This is a genomic window from Pseudomonas sp. DC3200b2, assembly GCF_049895785.1.
Lineage (GTDB): Bacteria > Pseudomonadota > Gammaproteobacteria > Pseudomonadales > Pseudomonadaceae > Aquipseudomonas > Aquipseudomonas massiliensis.
Genome location: NZ_JAFCTA010000001.1, coordinates 671,789 through 687,106, shown reverse-complemented (window position 1 = coordinate 687,106; position 15,318 = coordinate 671,789). Strand labels below are relative to the sequence as shown.

Sequence of the window (15,318 nt, the reverse complement as noted above, 5' to 3'; positions counted from 1 at the left end):
TGAAAAGTCTTGAGCGAAGGCCAGGCGAGGCTGTTTCCAACGCAGTACCACCGAGTATCGAGCCTTTCAATACAAAGCCTAGAAGGCGTCGTTCCGGCGCAGCAGCTCTTCGGGCAGATGCTCGATGGTTTCCGTTTCCGGGGGAGGCATCTGCAGGTGGTAGCCCTGATTATCCAGGTTGTGCAGCACCTTGTGGATGTCTTCGCGGGCAAGCTGGCGCTCGGGGGTCAGTACCAGGTCGAAGGCATGCCTGGGCGCGCCGAATACCGTCAACAGGGCTTCAGGCACGCGTGCCAGCGCATCGCTCTTGAGCACGTAAAGGTACATCTCGTTTTTTTTCGGGCTGCGGTAGATGGAACAGATGCGTTTCATGGTTGCTCGTCTCCGGCTGTGGCCAGGCTGTCGAGCAAGGCCTGCCCCAGCCGCTCGCGGCGCCAGCCGCGCAAGGATTCGGGAAGTGTATAAGGCCCCTCGGGATAACCGCTGCGCAGCAGGGCCTCCAAGGTTTTCTTGCGCAACACCAGCTCCGGGGCGATGCCCAGCCGTTCGGCCTCGGCCTGGCCCACGGCGCGCAAGCGCTTGAGCAGCGCGCCCGCTTCGATGGGCAAGGGGTCCGGCAAGGGGGTGGGCACTTGGTCGGCAGGCGTTTGCGCGGCGGAGCGAATCAGCGCCAGCAGGGTTTCACCGTCCTGGCGCAAGGTACGCGGCTGCATTTCCTCTATCTTGCCCAGGGCCGAAAGATTGCCGGGCTGGTAGCGCGCCAGGGGCCAAAGGGACTGTTCCTTGATGACCCGGTTGCGCGGCACGTCGCGCAGGCGGGCCTGTTCCTCGCGCCAAGCGTAGAGCTCGCGCAGCACGGCGAGCTGGAGGGGGGTGAGTTTCCAGCCCAGGCGCGCCTCGCGGTACAGTTCCCGTGGATCGCTGGCACGCCCGGCCTGGGTCACCAGTTCGTCGCCATCTTCCAGTACCCAGCCGAAGCGCTCATCGCTCAGTCGGGGCCGCAGCGCCTGGAACAGCTCGGCCAGATGCAGCGCGTCTTCAGCGGCATAAGCGACCTGCAGTTCGGACAGAGGCCGCTGCAGCCAGTCCGAGCGGGTTTCACCCTTGGGCAGCTCCAGGCCGAGCACCTCCTGCACCAGGCGCGAATAGCCCATGGAGAAGCCAAGGCCCAGGTAGGCCGCGGCCAGCTGAGTGTCGAACAGGGGGAGCGGCAGTTGCCCGACCAGGCGGCTGAGCACTTCCAGGTCTTCACTGCACGCATGCAGCACCTTGACCACCGAGGGCGCGGCCAACAGTTCAGCCAAGGGCGCCCAGGCCCCGATGGTCAGAGGGTCGATCAAGAAGGCGGTGTGCCCGTCGCTGACCTGGAGCAGGCCGACTTTCGGATAGAAGGTATCCACCCGCACGAACTCCGTATCCAGGGCAATGAACGGCAGGGCTTGCCATTCTGCGCAACGGGCGGCCAGGGCCTGGTCGTCACGAATCCACTCAATCGCTATGGCCACAGGCCTCTCCTCGAACAATGGGCGCAGTATATATCGCCCGGCCCAGGGATCGTTAACCCTGGCTCGACGTCATGCCTCGGCAGCCGGAGAAGAGGTCAAGGGAAGCGCTATAGACGCTCGTTTCGATCTGCAGCAGGCCCAGTAGCGAATGGAACAGATTGTCCTGGCTGTACGCATTGCCCTGGCGCTTGGCCAGGCAGGCCTGGTCCAACTGGAAGCTGCGCTGGTAACCATCGGAGAACCACGCCAGCAGCGGCACATGCTTCTGCTGGTCAGGCGCGAGCATGTAGGGCGTGCCGTGCAGGAACAGGTTGTACTCGCCAAGGGATTCGCCGTGGTCCGAAAGATAGAGCATGGCACTGTCCACCTGGCCCTGGCGGCTACGCAGCGTGTCGATCAGGCTGGCCAGTATGTGATCGGTGTAACGGATGCTGTTGTCGTAGGCATTGATGATGCTCTCCCGCGAGCAGGCGGCCAAATCGTTGCTCTGGCACACCGGGCTGAAATGCTCGTAGCCGGCCGGGTAACGCTTGAAGTAGTCCGGCCCATGGCTGCCCATCTGGTGGACAACCAGAACGGTGTCTTCCTTGAGGTTGTCGAGCAAGGCCGGCAGCCCGCTGAGCAGCACCTCGTCATGGCATTCGTGGTCGCAATAGCGAGCATCCTGGCGTCCGCTGACGTTCTCGTAGCCCACCCGCGCGCAGGTGCCCTTGCAGCCGGACTGATTATCCAGCCAGAGCACTTTCAGGCCCGCATGGGCGATCACATCCAGCAAGCCTTCCTGTGCTTGGGCCTGGGCCGCGCTATAGCCGCGCCGGCCCATGTTAGAAAACATGCAGGGCACCGACACCGCTGTTTCGGTACCGCAGGAGTGAACATCGGAGAAGGCAAGCAGGCCGCTTTGCCGCGCCAACTCTGGGTTGGTGTCCCGGTTATAGCCCAGCAGCGAGAAATTGTCGGCGCGAGCGCTTTCACCGACCACCAGCACCGTCAGCGAAGGTCGGGGATGCGCAGCCCAAATTGGCGCCTTGTGAGCGTCAGTGCCTAGCGTGGTGAAGGGATGCCGGGCCGAAGCGACCTGCTCGCCCAGGTAACCGATGGTGGCGCCTACCACATTGCTTGGCACTACCAACAACCGCAACTCATGATGGTTGCGAAAGAGCGAGGCCAACCCTTGGTAGTTGCTCAAGGCAATGACGGCCATCAGCACTGCGCTGACAATGGCCACCATTAGACGGTACACCACACCGGAAAATCCGGCGCGATAGTTCACCGGCAACTTATAAATCGCCAGCGCGGGAAAAATTCCGCACAGCAGCATATAGAAGCCGAACTTCCAGGACAGCAAATCGGCCACCTCGGCGAGGTTGGTTTCCGCGACATTGCGAAACATGCCGGCGTCTATCATCACGCCGTAGCGGTTCATGAACCAGGCCACCGCGGCGCTGAGCGGAAACAGGAACATCAGCGCGGGCTTCAGGGTCCAGCGCCCGCTCAGCAGGGCCAGCACCAGGTTGAACGCGGCCGCCACCAAGAGGCCGAAGGCGGCGATCAAGGGCGTGCGGATACCCAAGGCAATGCTGCCCAAGTGTTGCCACAGCGGAAGGTTGAACGCGGCCAACAGGCAAGCACTGGCCGTCAGCGTCAGCACTTCAGGCCGCACAGGTTTGATCTTCAACATATCTTTCACTTCGCCAGACAGCGCTCGCCAACCGAGCTGGGCGAACTCTAGAACCGCAACTATCAAGCTTTCGTGAAAAATATGCCGATGCGAAGTTTGGCGCCTTTAACCGATGAAACCTTGATTGATTATCAATGAAAGTTTCATGTTCCGGGCCTGTCAGCCAGCGACATCGGCATGTCCGCGCCACTTGACGTAGGCATCCCGGTCCATGTCCACGATGTCTACTCCCAGCTGCACATCCACGCCAGGTGGCAAGGCAATGCCTTCGCGCAGAGCGGCGAGCAGGTCCGCCGAGAGCTTCTGTTTGATTTCGCTGGAACGTCCCGCCAGGATCGCCAGGCGTACATAGACGAAACCGCGCTCGCCCAGGCCTATGCCTACGCGGAAATGATCGAGCTGGATGGCTCGCGCCTTGATGTCTACTTCATTGGCGAATTGCCCGCTGGCCATCAGTGCATGATTGAGTTTGAGCAGCAACTTTTCAGGGTCGAGGCTGGCGAGGTTGCGGGTGTATTCCAGATGCAAGTGCGGCATGGGTGTCCTTGGATTCAGGTTTGGTAATCCAGCATAGCCTAACGGCGGGAACGAAAGACCGCCTTGGGAGGGTCCAACAGTCATCAACCACGACTATGCTCCGTTCATTCCACAAGCACGAGGTGAAGCGATGCCTGTTACTCACAACCTTTATGCCGACCTGGGCAAATCCAAGGAAGAGGTGGCCAAGCTGCTGCAGACCGACAGCCGCCTGCAAAGCCTGATCAACCAGTATGAAGATGTCGACCGTCAGGTAGTGGACGCGGAGAACGCTTCGGCCGATGACGACACGGTCAGCCGTCTGAAGGAAAAACGCCTCAGCCTCAAGGACAAGATCGTCCAGCAGATCGACTACCCTGGCACTCAAGGCGCGGCCAAGAACTTCTGATACCGGTCATGCCTGCCAGCCGCGCCTCGCCCGGACAAGGTAGCGAGGCGCGGTGCACCGCTCGCGATTACCTGGCCAATGCGGCCGACCCTAGGCAAACTGTCCCTATCCTCCGCTGAACGCAGCCTGACGGAACGGCTGCCGATCGGCTTTCTCCAAAGCTTGGAAGGCTCTGGCCCGGCACTCGCGCCGAGCCCCTTCACTGACAAGGAGCAAATCGATGACGTTGAGCGTGGTTTCGTGGACCCTGGGCCTTACCGAGCCGGCTGCCCTGATGCGCCGGGTACGCGCCCTGGGCCTGGAGGGTGTGCAATATGCCGGGGATCACCGGAACACTTCAGCCCAGGCCTTGCGCGAGCAAGCGAGGGAAGCGGGCATACGCGTCATCGCCATCGACCCCTTCAACGCCGCGCCCAAGGATCCTGATGGCGCGAGCACCGAGGGTGCCATTGCCTACTACCGCCAGGTTGTCGACTTCGCCGCCCAGGTAGGCCACGTGCCAGTCACGCTGCAAGGCCTTTCTCAATGGACCCGCAACTGTCCCGACCGCGCAAGCGCCTGGCGTCGCCTGTTCGATGCCTGCCAGGCCGTGGATGACTATGCCTGCAAGCAAGGCGTGCCTACCCTGTATGAGGTGTGCAACCACTACGAGGTGCCGCTGATCCATACCTCGGCCCAGGCGCTGGAGCTGATCGAGCGGATCGGCAGTGGCAACTTGCGCCTTATCCTGGACAGCTTCCATATGAATATCGATGAACCGGCCCCGATCGCCGCCCTCTCCCGCCTGGCGCCGAACCTGGGCGGTTACCATATTTCGGACAGCGGACGAGGGGGTATCGGCACTGGGCATATTGACTTCAAGGCTCAGCACGATGCCCTGCGCGCCAACGGGTTCAAGGGGGATGTGGCGATCGAGCTGGTGCTGCCCCACCTCACGCCCAGCCGCGCGCCGAGTACCGAAGCGGACCGGGCCGCGCTGGACGAACAGATTCGAACCAGCGCGCAACGCTGGTGTGGGTATGCCGCCGGTTAGAAGGCGTTCACCTCGAAAGGCGACATCTGTGCCCGGAAGCTCTGACCATGGAAAGTCTTGGTCACAGTGCCCTGCTGGGCTTGCTGCCACAGCTCCAGGGCCGCTTGCCTGGCCAGCTCGGGACGCTCGAGCGCCGGCTGCAGGCTACGCATGGCGGCATAGGTGGCGCAAAGCATGACTGTCAGATGAGCAGGGTCCTTGGTATCGGCCTGCAGACGCAGGTTGGCGACCTGCCCCGCTTTGGACACGTCGATGGCGGTGTCGATATCGGCCCCATCGCGCTCCAGCTTCTGCCGGATCATCGCGCCGTTTTTCTGGGTTCTGACCTTTTCGAAGTTCACTGACCGGCAATCGGCTTCCTCCTGAATGAACCGCTTCATGCCGGTTTGCAATTGCACGGGCGTAAGCGGCAAACCCTGCTCCGCCGCCGCAGGCGTTGCCTTGGCGGCAGGCTTGGCGGCAAAAGCGGAACATGCAGGCAGTGCCAGCAGGCATAGCGCTAGCCAGGGGGCTTTCATGCGCGAGAATCTCCCAGGGAATCAATGGGCGCAGACTACCAAATGCCAAAGCATGGAGCACCCTGGAGTGCGGCCAGGGAATCGCGAACTCAGCAGCCTGGAAAATTTCGTGAAAAAAATGTCAGCCGCAGCTGTGTAACATCTAGTTAAATATTGAATGTTATTGCAAAATTCTCGCATTCTCATTCGCTCTTTAGGAATCGCGATCTTGAAAGCCCGCCTCCCTGCTACCTTGCTGCTGGCCGGAGCCTGCAGTGCGTTGCCCCTTGCCCACGCCGATGAGGTAGTGACCCTGCCGACTACCCAGGTATCGGGAAGCGCAACCAGCGATGAAGATGATGGCATCACCAAGGAATACCAAGGCAAGCCGGCGACCAGCACTACCAAGCTGGGCCTGAAGAAGAAAGAGCTGCCCCAGGCCATCACCACCATCACGCGCAAGCAGATGGACGACTTCAAGATCAACGGCATCAAGGACGCGCTACGCTCGGCACCTTCGGTGACCGTGGAGCAGAGCGAAACCGACCGTACCGAGTTCACCTCCCGGGGCTTCGACATCAGCTCTTTCGAGTACGACGGCATGACCATGCCGTTCTCGCAGTTCACCCTGATCGGTGACATCGACATGGCCGAGTACGAGCAGATCGACGTACTCCACGGCGCCAACGGTTTGATGAGCGGCACCGGCAACCCCTCGGCGTCGGTCAACTTCATCCGCAAACGCCCCACCGAGACCTTCCAGGCGCGGATAGACAGCAGCGTCGGCTCCTGGGACAGCCGGCGCATCGACGTGGATGTCTCTGGCCCGTTGACTGAAAGCGGCAACGTGCGCGGTCGTTTCATCTACGCCCATGACAAGGGCAATTCCTGGATGGACCGCTACAGCCACGAAAAGAATGTGGCCGCCGGCCTGCTGGCCTTCGACCTGAGCGACCGCGACACCCTGACTGTCGGTTTCTCCCAGCACAACAGCGATTCCAACGGCAGCACCTGGGGCAACCTGCCCTTGGTAGACGACAGCGGCAACCTGCTGCACTACAGCAGCCGCAGCGCCAACGTCGGCCAGGATTGGACCTACTGGAACATGCATACCCAGCGCGCCTTCGCTGAACTGCAGCACGCCTTCGACAACGGCTGGAGCGCCACCCTGACCGTCACGGGTATCCATGAATACCAGGACACCAATATGTTCTACGTGGCCGGCCTCGATGGTGACGATGCCCTGGTCTTTGCCGCCGATACCTCGGCCAAGGCCAACCAGGCCATCGGCGAGGCCAAGCTTTCCGGCCCGTTCGCTCTGTTCGGCCGTGAGCATGAGCTGACCCTGGGCGCTACCTATGGGCGCACTCACCAGACGGCTCGTGAGTGGGATGCTGTGCCAGGCGGGTACTACTACACCTCCTTTGCCGGCATCCTGAACGGCACCGCCGAGCATCCCTCGTTCACCTATACCAGCGATGGCAATACCCAGGACTTCGAAGACACCCAGAAAAGCATCTATGCCGGCGCCCGCTTCAGCCTGGCCGATGACCTGCACTGGATCGCTGGGGCACGCATGCTCAGCGCCGATGGCTCGGGCACCAGTTACGGCTCGGATCACTCCATGCACGAGCATGGCAAGGTCACGCCCTATACCGGCCTGGTGTATGACCTGACCAAGCAATGGGCGCTTTACGCCAGCTGGACAAAGATCTTCAATCCACAGTACGCCGTTTATGGAGACGATGATCGCCTGCTCGATCCCTTGGAAGGGAAAAGCCTGGAAGTGGGCATGAAAGGCAGCCTGATGGACAACAAGCTGGACCTGACCGCCGCGGTGTTCAAGACCGAGCAAAGCAACGTTGCGTCCAATGGGCACTATGTAGGCAGCCAGTACCGGTATGACAGCGCCGACTACAAAAGTCGCGGCATCGAACTGGAAGCCTCTGGCGAAGCCTACCCGGGCCTGGACGTGCTGGCGGGCTACACCTACGTGCATATCGAGGATGCCGAGGGCGGCCAAGGCCGCAAGTATGTGCCCGTGCACAGCTTCCACGGCCTGATGAGCTATCGCCTGCCCATGCTGCCCAAGGCTCGGATAGGGACGCGCCTGAGCTGGCAGAGCAAGATCGAGAACGACAGCAACAGGGCGATCCACCAGAACGCCTATGCCTTGGTCGACCTGTTCACCAGCTACGAGATCGACCAGCACTGGAGCACCGCGCTGAACTTCAACAACGTGACCGACCGCAAGTACCTGCGCTCGCTCTATAGCCAGACCCAGAGCAGCTACGGCGCGCCACGCAACCTGACGGCATCGGTGACCTGGAAGTACTAGGGTCTGTGTAAAAGCCTTGAGACGAAGGTCAGGCAAGCGCTTGCCCCACCAAGCCCCCTGCTCGGCCCTGCGATGGCCGGACAGGGGGCTTTTTCATGGATTGCCGTTCGCACAATCCTGAGCGAGCCCCGCCGGCAAAAGCCGCCTGGCCGGTGGGGACAGTTCTACGCTGCGGCAATAGTCCATGAACAAACGTGTGGTCTTGGTAGGTTCATTGTTACGCAGGTAGGCCATGACCAGGGTAGAAGCCGGCATCTGGTCGATGATATCCAGCTGCGCCAGCTGCTCGCCGTCGTAAGTCATGCCGGTGCACGGGCGGGTTACCAGCACGGAAAAGCCCAGCCCTTGGCCCACCATGCAGCGTACCATTTCAATGGACGGTGAACTGAAAGCTACCCTGGGGTGGTACCCCTTGGCTTTGAAGATATCGATGAAGTAGTTGCGGCTGGGCACCACATCCAGCAGCACCATGGGTTCCCGGCTGAGCGCCTCCAGGGTTACCGCTGGCTGACGCGCCAGCGGATGAGCCGCGGGCAACAGGGCATAGGGCTGATGGGGGGCGTTGAGGCGTTCCTTGTGAATGGAGTCTCCCAACTCCAGATCATACAAGAAAGCCAGGTCGAAGCGGCCCCGGTGCAACCCGTGCATAAGCTCGTGCTGTTCACCATCATAGAGTTCGATGGTGATTTCCGGGTACAGCCTTTTGAAACCTGCCACCAACTTCGGCATATATAAGGGCGCGGCCGACTCGAAGCAGCCAATGGCAACAGTACCGGACACTACCTCATTCTCTGCCCGCGCATTCTGCTCGAGGGCGTTAGACAACCTGAGAAGTTCACGCGCCTGTTCATAGACGCGTCGACCACTGGAAGTAAGGGAAACGCCCTGAGCATGATGACGTATGAACAGCTGTTGCTTGAATGCATCTTCCAGGTTCTTGATGGCCACGGAAATAGAGGGCTGGGAAATATGCAGCTTTCGTGAAGCTTCAACGATACTGTCTTCCTCCACCACCGCGATAAAATATCGCAGCTGCTTCAAGGTAAAGTGTGTCACTACAGTCAGCGGCCTCCGGGTTCTATATTCCTCTGAAGCTGAATAGCGATTTCCATGCCAGCGCAAAGAGGCCTGCGTGGCCGCTATAGGCGGCGCCGAACCGGCGCACCCGGACGCAGCCTCCAAGCGACCATGCCAGCGCTGCGCGGGGGTTTGCCTGCGCTGCTATCTCCGACTCCCGCCCCACACCAGTTCATCGCCTACCCTGCTTCCGCGCACCAAAAACTTGCACCACCGAGCCAGAAAAAAGATTAATGCGCTCAAGCAGGGCACTATTTAACCTACTGGGCGAAGACCACTGATTAAAACTTTTCCATTCCGGCCCGCTGCATAGCACTCTCCTATCCAATTTTCGAAAATTTACTAATTGACGCTACCCGCCGCGCTCAGGGATTCTTGGGATGCCGCTGGCGCCGGGACACACTCCGACTACAGCCAGCATCCACTCCGATTGATCATGTCGAGCACAGTACTGATGATATTTGACTGGAACTACATGGTTGGTTTACTCAGTTATTCTGAGTTCTGGCTAGCATCCTGGACTGTCATAAAACTCAGTGTCCTGACGTGGCTGATCAGTATCGTGATCGGATTTGGGCTGGCGCTGGCCAAGCAATCTCAGCATCCGCTGCTGAACCTGCCGGCCCGGGGTTATATATGGCTGTTCCGCAGCGTACCGCTGCTGGTGCTGCTTATATTCATCTACAACCTGCCTCAGGCGCTGCCCTTCACGTCCCGCGTGCTGTCCGATCCCTTCTGGGCTGGGCTGATCGCCATGGTGACCTGCGAAGCGGCCTATGTGGCGGAGATCCATCGGGGCGGCCTGCTGTCGATCCACAAGGGCCAGGCCGAGGCCGCGCGGGCCCTGGGCTTGCGCTTTCTGGGCATCCAGGGCCGAGTGGTGATCCCGCAAGCGCTAAGGGTCGCGCTGCCCTCGTTGGCCAACGAATTCATTTCCATCGTCAAGCTGAGCTCCCTGGTGTCGGTGATTTCTCTTACCGAGATCCTCATGGTGGGCCAGCGGCTTTACGCACAGAACTTCCTGGTGATGGAAACCATGGCCGCGGTAGCCCTGTATTACGTGGCCATCGTTACGGTGTTCGATGTCCTGCTCAAGCAGCTGGAGCGCTTCCTGGACGTCACCCAGCGCAAAGCGCCGGCGCGGGCGGCTGCCGTGCCGCCGGTATCGCCTACCTCGGCGACTGCACTGGTTCGCCCCGCGGTACCCGGGGGCGGCCCGGCGCTTCAGGCCGTGCGGCTGCACAAGGCTTATAACAATGTGGAGGTGCTGGGCGCGGTCAGCTTGCAGATCCAGCCAGGCGAGGTGGTGTCGGTGATCGGTCCGTCGGGGTCGGGTAAAACCACGCTTATCCGACTGCTCAACGGCCTGGAGCAGATCGACAACGGCGAAATCAGGATCAACGGTCAGCCGTTCATTCACCTTTCCCGGCAAGGCGCGCAAAAGCCTCGTTTCGTAGAGGATGCCAAGCACCGGCTGAACATAGGCATGGTGTTCCAGAGCTTCAATCTGTTCCCGCACCTTACCGTGCTTGGCAACCTGCTTCTGGCACCGCGTTATCACCGCCTCGCCCCCTTGGCGGAGCTCAAGACACAAGCCCATGCCCTGCTCAACAAGGTAGGGATGCTCGAGCATGCCTGGAAATACCCACATCAGTTGTCCGGCGGACAGCAACAACGGGTCGCGATCGCCAGGGCATTGATGATGCGCCCACAAATCATGCTGTTCGACGAACCTACCTCCGCCCTCGACCCGGAGAAGGTCAACGAGGTATTGCAGGTCATCGAAGCCCTGGCTCAGGACGGCATCACCATGGTGATCGTGACCCACGAGATGAACTTCGCCTTCAAGGTGTCCGACCGCATCGTGTTCATGGAGAAAGGCCGGGTGGTGTGCGATGACGCCCCCCAGGTACTGCGCAACGGCCAACACCCCAGGGTTGAGGCTTTCCTCAAGGACGTGTCATTGGCCTGAACGGCCCACCCGCTTGGAAGAGGAAACAGCATGATCGAGCAATGGCAGATTGAACAGTTTCATCGAGACGGCTTCCTGGTAGTCGAAGGCGTACTCGGCACGGACGAGTTGACCGCCTTGCGGCAGGACTTCGACCATTGGGTCAAGGAAAGCCGCGACCATCTGCAAGGCTGGGGCGAAACCCTGGACGGCCGCGCCCGCTTCGACCTCGAGCGCGACCACCGCCCGAATCACCCTTCGTTACGCCGGGTCAGTTCGCCGACGGAAATCTCTCCGGCCTACGAGCAGGCGGCAATGAAGTCGCGGATGGCCGCGATCGCCGCCCAACTGATCGGCGGCAACGGCACGCGCTTCCACCACAGCAAGATCAACTCCAAGCTGCCGCATACCGCCACTGAAGTGAAGTGGCACCAGGATTTCCCCTTCACGCCGCATAGCAATGACGACCTGGTCACCGCCCTGCTCATGGTGACCGAGGTGACGCCGGAGAATGGCCCGCTGACGGTAATCCCCGGCAGTCACAAGGGTCCGTTGTGGTCGCACTGGCACGGTGGCCGTTTCACCGGCGCTGTGGATGCCGCCGTGGTGGAAGAGCGCTGCCAGCAGCCGATGGCCTGCTTCGGCCCCGCCGGCTCGGTGTGCTTCATGCATACACGGTTGCTGCATGCCTCCAGCCCGAATGAAACCGAGCTGCCGCGTACATTGTTCATCACCGTCTATGCAGCCGAGGATGCCCTGCCCTTCGGAGAAAACCCATTGCCTAGCCGGCATTACGGTCGCCTGGTGGCGGGGCGGGAAAGCGGCCTGGTGCGCACCACTCCCAACCAACTGCGCCTGCCAGAGAAACCCCGAGGGGCATCCTTCTTCGTCCAGCAAGCCGGCATGGATCTTCCAGCCGCCTGATCCCTTCCAAGGAGTTCTTCCATGACGTTCTCAAGCAAAATCGTTCGGCAGTGGGCCATGGCTGCAACCGCCACCATGGCGGCCCTCGTCTCGCTGGGTGCCATGGCCTTCCAGCAACCAGGCAAGATCACTGCTGGCTCGGACTTGACCTTCTTCCCGTACGAGTACATGGACAACAACAAGCCGGCCGGCTTCGACGTGGAATTCCTCGACGGCCTGGCCAAGGTGATGGGGCGCACCGCCGAGAACATCGACACGCGCTTCCCTAACCTGGTGCCTGGGCTGCAAGGGGGACGCTTCGATATCACCAACTCGTCCATGTACATCACGGCGGACCGTCTCAAGGTGATCGACATGATCCCTTACCTCAAGAGCGGGGAGGCCATCCTGGCGCTCAAGGGCAGCGATTACCAACCAAAGACGCCAGAAGAATTCTGCGGCCACAAGATAGGCTCCATGGGGGCCACGTCCTGGCTCCAACAGTTACACAAGCTTTCGGATGAGTATTGCCTGAAGAATGGCCTGCCGCCGATCAGCCTGAGCGAGTATGCCACCGACCCACAGACTACCCAGGCGCTGCTGTCCCGCGCCGTGGAAGCCCAGATCACGGACGCGGCCGTCGCCCGCGGCGTAGTGGACAAGCTGGGCAATCGGGTGGTGATTTCGTCCGAGACCCTGATCTATCCAGTGCTCAACGGCTTTGGCGTGAAAAAAGGCAATGACGAGGTGAGAAACGCTTTGATCGAAGGCCTCAAGACCTACAGCGCCACGCCGGAATATGCCGCCCTGCTGAAGAAATACAACTTCCAGGCCCCTACGGAAGCCGACATCGCTGCTCTGATGCCCAAGCCCTGAAGACCAACGAGGCTTGTGCCGTAATGGGCAGGCCTGGAGAACCCTATGGCACTGTCCCCGGAAGAACGCACACGCATTGACCTGGCCGCGACCTTTCGCATCATCGCTCATCTGGGCATGCACGAAGCCGTGGCCAACCACTTCAGCGCCGCTGTCTCCACCGACGGCAAACGCTTCCTGCTCAACCCGAAGTGGAAGCATTTTTCCCGCATCCGCGCCAGTGACCTCTTGCTGTTGGATGCCGATGACCCGGCCTGCGCCGACCGGGCGGACGTGGACGCCACGGCTTGGTGCATCCATGGCCAGCTGCATCAGCGCTTGCCCGAGGTACGCGTGGTGCTGCACCTGCATCCGGTCTACACCACGGCCGTCGCCTGCCTGGCCGAACCCCGGGTGCCTCCCATAGACCAGAACACCGCGCGCTATTTCAACCGCGTCGCCGTGGACAACCTGTATGGGGGCATGGCGGACAACGAAGCCGAAGGCGCCCGGCTCGCCAGCCTGCTGAATGGCAAGCGCCGCCTGCTGATGGGCAATCACGGCGTGATGGTCACCGCGCCAACCATTGGCGAGGCCTTCGATGACATCTGGACGCTGGAACGCGCCTGCCAGATCCTGGTCACTGCCTGGTCTACAGGGCAGCCGCTGCGGGTGCTGAGTGACGATGTGGCCGAGAAAACCGCCCAGGCCTGGGAGCGGATCGCCGACTTTTCACAGCAGCATTTCGAGGAAATGAAGCAGTTGATGATCGAGCGGGATCCGTCGGTACTGGATTGAGCGACGCCGATACAGCCGGCGAGGGCATTGCGTGCCCTCGGCCAGGCCGGCTACAGGCTGGCAGGGAAGACCAATCGTACATGAGCCCCGTTGTCGTTGTAACGCTGGACCATGGCATTGAGCCGCCTCGCCAGGGCATCGATGATCCCAGTACCCTGTGATCGGTGGCTCCCGGGCACGAACATGCCCTCGGCAAAGCCAACGCCGGCATCCGAGACGGTCAGCACAACATCACCGCCGGCTTCGCGACGCAGGACCAGCTTGATAGGCAGCGCCGCGGGGCCACCATGCTTGAGCGAGTTGGTGATGAGCTCGTTGAGTACCAACCCCAGGTTCGAAGCGTGCGGGAAGGAAACCCATATGCTTTGCATGTCCGTCACCAGGCTCGACCCACCGCCATCTCCAGCATCCAATACCGCCTGGGCCAAGCTGGGCAGGTAGTGCGCGAGGTCCACTTCCCCGGTTGTGGTTTGATGCAGGAAATCCTGAACCAGCCCGACGCCCTGGATGCGGTTGATCGCTGTCTCGAGCAGGTCTCGCGCTTCCTGGCCGTGAGCCTTGGCGCCCGCCAGTTGCAGGAAAGCCATGACCAGCTGAAGGTTGTTCTTGACCCGGTGATTCAACTCCGCGAGCAACACCTGCTGGTGCTCCTGAAGCTCGCGCTGCTCGGTGATGTCGATGCAGCTGCCGAAGTAACCGGCAAAACTCCCATTGCGGAAATAGGGAGCGCCATTATCGAGGAACCAGCGGTACACGCCGTCCCTGCGACGCAGCCGGTAAGGCATGGTGAAAGACTCACGGGCATCGAAGGCGGTCACATAGGTGGCGACACAGCGGTCGTAGTCTTCCGGGTGGACATCTTCTGCCCAGCCATAACCGAGCAACGCCTCCATGGACCGGCCGGCGTACTCGATCCAGGGTTTGTTGAACCAGTCGCACTGCTTATCGATACCCGAGCGCCAAATCATGACCGGGGCATTATCGGCCAGCTCGCGAAACTCCTGCTCCCCCATGTCGGGAACGGACAATTGCCGCAGGTTCGAGTCGCTCATGAAGCAGTACCTACCGGGCAACGAGCATAGAGCGTCAACGCAGGTGGAAGCGCCTGCGCGTCCAGGCCGGCTTGCCCATCCTGGCGAACCGCATGAACCGCCTTGAGCAAATCCGCTGGCGGGAAGGGTTTCTTCATCAGGCCTAGCGCCAAGTGCGCATGCTGCCGCACCACGGCGACCTGACCACTGACAAACAAAGCGGGTATGCCGAAACGCATACGCAGGTCGCGCACGACCTCGATGCCTTCATCCTTTCCGTTGAGGTTGACGTCTGCCAGGGCCAGTTGCGCATCCGGGTGAGCCGATGCGAGGTCGTATGCTTCCTCGGCCGTGTGAGCGATTCCCAGCACCTCATGCCCGCCCTGCTCCAAGGTGGATGCAAAGGTGAGGGCCAGGATAGGGTCGTCTTCGATCAGGAGAATGCGCATAGTATTCAGCGTAGAAAAGGGCATTGGGATTGCAGGCAGAGCCGACTGCCACACTTGGCCTTTATGTTGACAGAAGGCCGAATGGGTGACAAATGAAGCCGCCCCGCCAAGAGGCTGCTCCGATGATTGCGCTACAGGCTGTCATCTTCAGCGGCAGGATCGAGGTCGCAGCGAGGGCCGATCATCCCTGGCTGTGGCCGGGGATCGGCGCCAACAGTGACCGCTAGTGGCCAGCCGGAGCGGGCGTCGCAGAAAAGACCATGGTCTATCCTTTT

15 protein-coding genes are annotated in these 15,318 nt (G+C 61.0%); 7 read left to right on the top strand and 8 right to left on the bottom strand.

All coding sequences use genetic code 11. The annotated features are described in order from the left end of the window. Window positions 1-78: 78 nt before the first annotated feature. From ACP691_RS03295 to ACP691_RS03280, 4 genes are all read right to left on the bottom strand, one after another. The gene (locus ACP691_RS03295; RefSeq protein ID WP_040262067.1) at window positions 79-372 is read right to left on the bottom strand and encodes a YcgL domain-containing protein; all 294 of its coding nucleotides are present in this window, start codon (window positions 370-372) and stop codon (window positions 79-81) included. Further along, complete coding sequence (rnd, locus tag ACP691_RS03290; RefSeq protein WP_426150042.1) at window positions 369-1,505, bottom strand: ribonuclease D; 1,137 nt, start codon at window positions 1,503-1,505, stop codon at window positions 369-371. The genes ACP691_RS03295 and rnd overlap by 4 nt, the downstream gene beginning before the upstream one ends. Before the next feature lie 52 nt (window positions 1,506-1,557). Beyond that, window positions 1,558-3,186 carry a phosphoethanolamine transferase gene (locus tag ACP691_RS03285; protein WP_426150041.1) on the bottom strand — a complete coding sequence of 543 codons (1,629 nt, stop codon included), beginning with the start codon at window positions 3,184-3,186 and terminating at the stop codon, window positions 1,558-1,560. 159 nt (window positions 3,187-3,345) lie between these two features. Further along, entirely contained in the window at window positions 3,346-3,723 is a 378-nt protein-coding gene (locus ACP691_RS03280) for a 5-carboxymethyl-2-hydroxymuconate Delta-isomerase (RefSeq protein ID WP_426150040.1), read from the bottom strand. Window positions 3,724-3,853: 130 nt separating this feature from the next. On the opposite strand from ACP691_RS03280, the gene ACP691_RS03275 reads away from it, so the two are divergent. Together ACP691_RS03275 and ACP691_RS03270 are read left to right on the top strand one after the other, a co-directional pair. Further along, window positions 3,854-4,111: a YdcH family protein gene (locus ACP691_RS03275; RefSeq protein WP_426150039.1), complete on the top strand. Its 258-nt coding sequence runs from the start codon at window positions 3,854-3,856 to the stop codon at window positions 4,109-4,111. Window positions 4,112-4,331: 220 nt separating this feature from the next. After that, window positions 4,332-5,144 carry a sugar phosphate isomerase/epimerase family protein gene (locus ACP691_RS03270; protein WP_426150038.1) on the top strand — a complete coding sequence of 271 codons (813 nt, stop codon included), beginning with the start codon at window positions 4,332-4,334 and terminating at the stop codon, window positions 5,142-5,144. Here the strand turns inward: ACP691_RS03270 and ACP691_RS03265 are convergent. Then, window positions 5,141-5,662 carry a hypothetical protein gene (locus tag ACP691_RS03265; protein ID WP_040262062.1) on the bottom strand — a complete coding sequence of 174 codons (522 nt, stop codon included), beginning with the start codon at window positions 5,660-5,662 and terminating at the stop codon, window positions 5,141-5,143. The genes ACP691_RS03270 and ACP691_RS03265 overlap by 4 nt on opposite strands. A 208-nt stretch (window positions 5,663-5,870) precedes the next feature. Here ACP691_RS03265 and ACP691_RS03260 point away from each other — a divergent pair, with 208 nt between their 5' ends. After that, complete coding sequence (locus ACP691_RS03260) at window positions 5,871-7,979, top strand: TonB-dependent siderophore receptor (RefSeq protein ID WP_426150037.1); 2,109 nt, start codon at window positions 5,871-5,873, stop codon at window positions 7,977-7,979. A 93-nt stretch (window positions 7,980-8,072) separates the two neighbouring features. Here the strand turns inward: ACP691_RS03260 and ACP691_RS03255 are convergent, their stop codons facing one another. After that, window positions 8,073-9,035 (bottom strand): LysR family transcriptional regulator, encoded by a 963-nt coding sequence (locus ACP691_RS03255; RefSeq protein WP_426150036.1) that lies wholly within the window; start codon window positions 9,033-9,035, stop codon window positions 8,073-8,075. A gap of 475 nt (window positions 9,036-9,510) precedes the next feature. On the opposite strand from ACP691_RS03255, the gene ACP691_RS03250 reads away from it, so the two are divergent. From ACP691_RS03250 to ACP691_RS03235, 4 genes are read left to right on the top strand one after another with little or no spacing between them, the layout of a single operon-like run. Next, entirely contained in the window at window positions 9,511-11,028 is a 1,518-nt protein-coding gene (locus ACP691_RS03250; protein ID WP_426150213.1) for an amino acid ABC transporter permease/ATP-binding protein, read from the top strand. A gap of 30 nt (window positions 11,029-11,058) precedes the next feature. Continuing rightward, the gene (locus tag ACP691_RS03245) at window positions 11,059-11,931 is read left to right on the top strand and encodes a phytanoyl-CoA dioxygenase family protein (RefSeq protein WP_426150035.1); all 873 of its coding nucleotides are present in this window, start codon (window positions 11,059-11,061) and stop codon (window positions 11,929-11,931) included. Between the two features lie 21 nt (window positions 11,932-11,952). Next, on the top strand, window positions 11,953-12,786 hold the full coding sequence (locus ACP691_RS03240) for an ABC transporter substrate-binding protein (RefSeq protein ID WP_426150034.1): 834 nt from the start codon (window positions 11,953-11,955) through the stop codon (window positions 12,784-12,786). Between the two features lie 45 nt (window positions 12,787-12,831). Further along, complete coding sequence (locus tag ACP691_RS03235) at window positions 12,832-13,563, top strand: class II aldolase and adducin N-terminal domain-containing protein (protein ID WP_426150033.1); 732 nt, start codon at window positions 12,832-12,834, stop codon at window positions 13,561-13,563. A gap of 50 nt (window positions 13,564-13,613) precedes the next feature. Here the strand turns inward: ACP691_RS03235 and ACP691_RS03230 are convergent, their stop codons facing one another. Together ACP691_RS03230 and ACP691_RS03225 are read right to left on the bottom strand one after the other, a co-directional pair. Continuing rightward, entirely contained in the window at window positions 13,614-14,615 is a 1,002-nt protein-coding gene (locus ACP691_RS03230; protein ID WP_426150032.1) for a sensor histidine kinase, read from the bottom strand. Then, window positions 14,612-15,043, bottom strand: a complete 432-nt coding sequence (locus ACP691_RS03225) for a response regulator (RefSeq protein WP_426150031.1) — start codon at window positions 15,041-15,043, stop codon at window positions 14,612-14,614. Before ACP691_RS03225 ends, ACP691_RS03230 begins: the two co-directional genes overlap by 4 nt. Window positions 15,044-15,318: the final 275 nt, after the last annotated feature.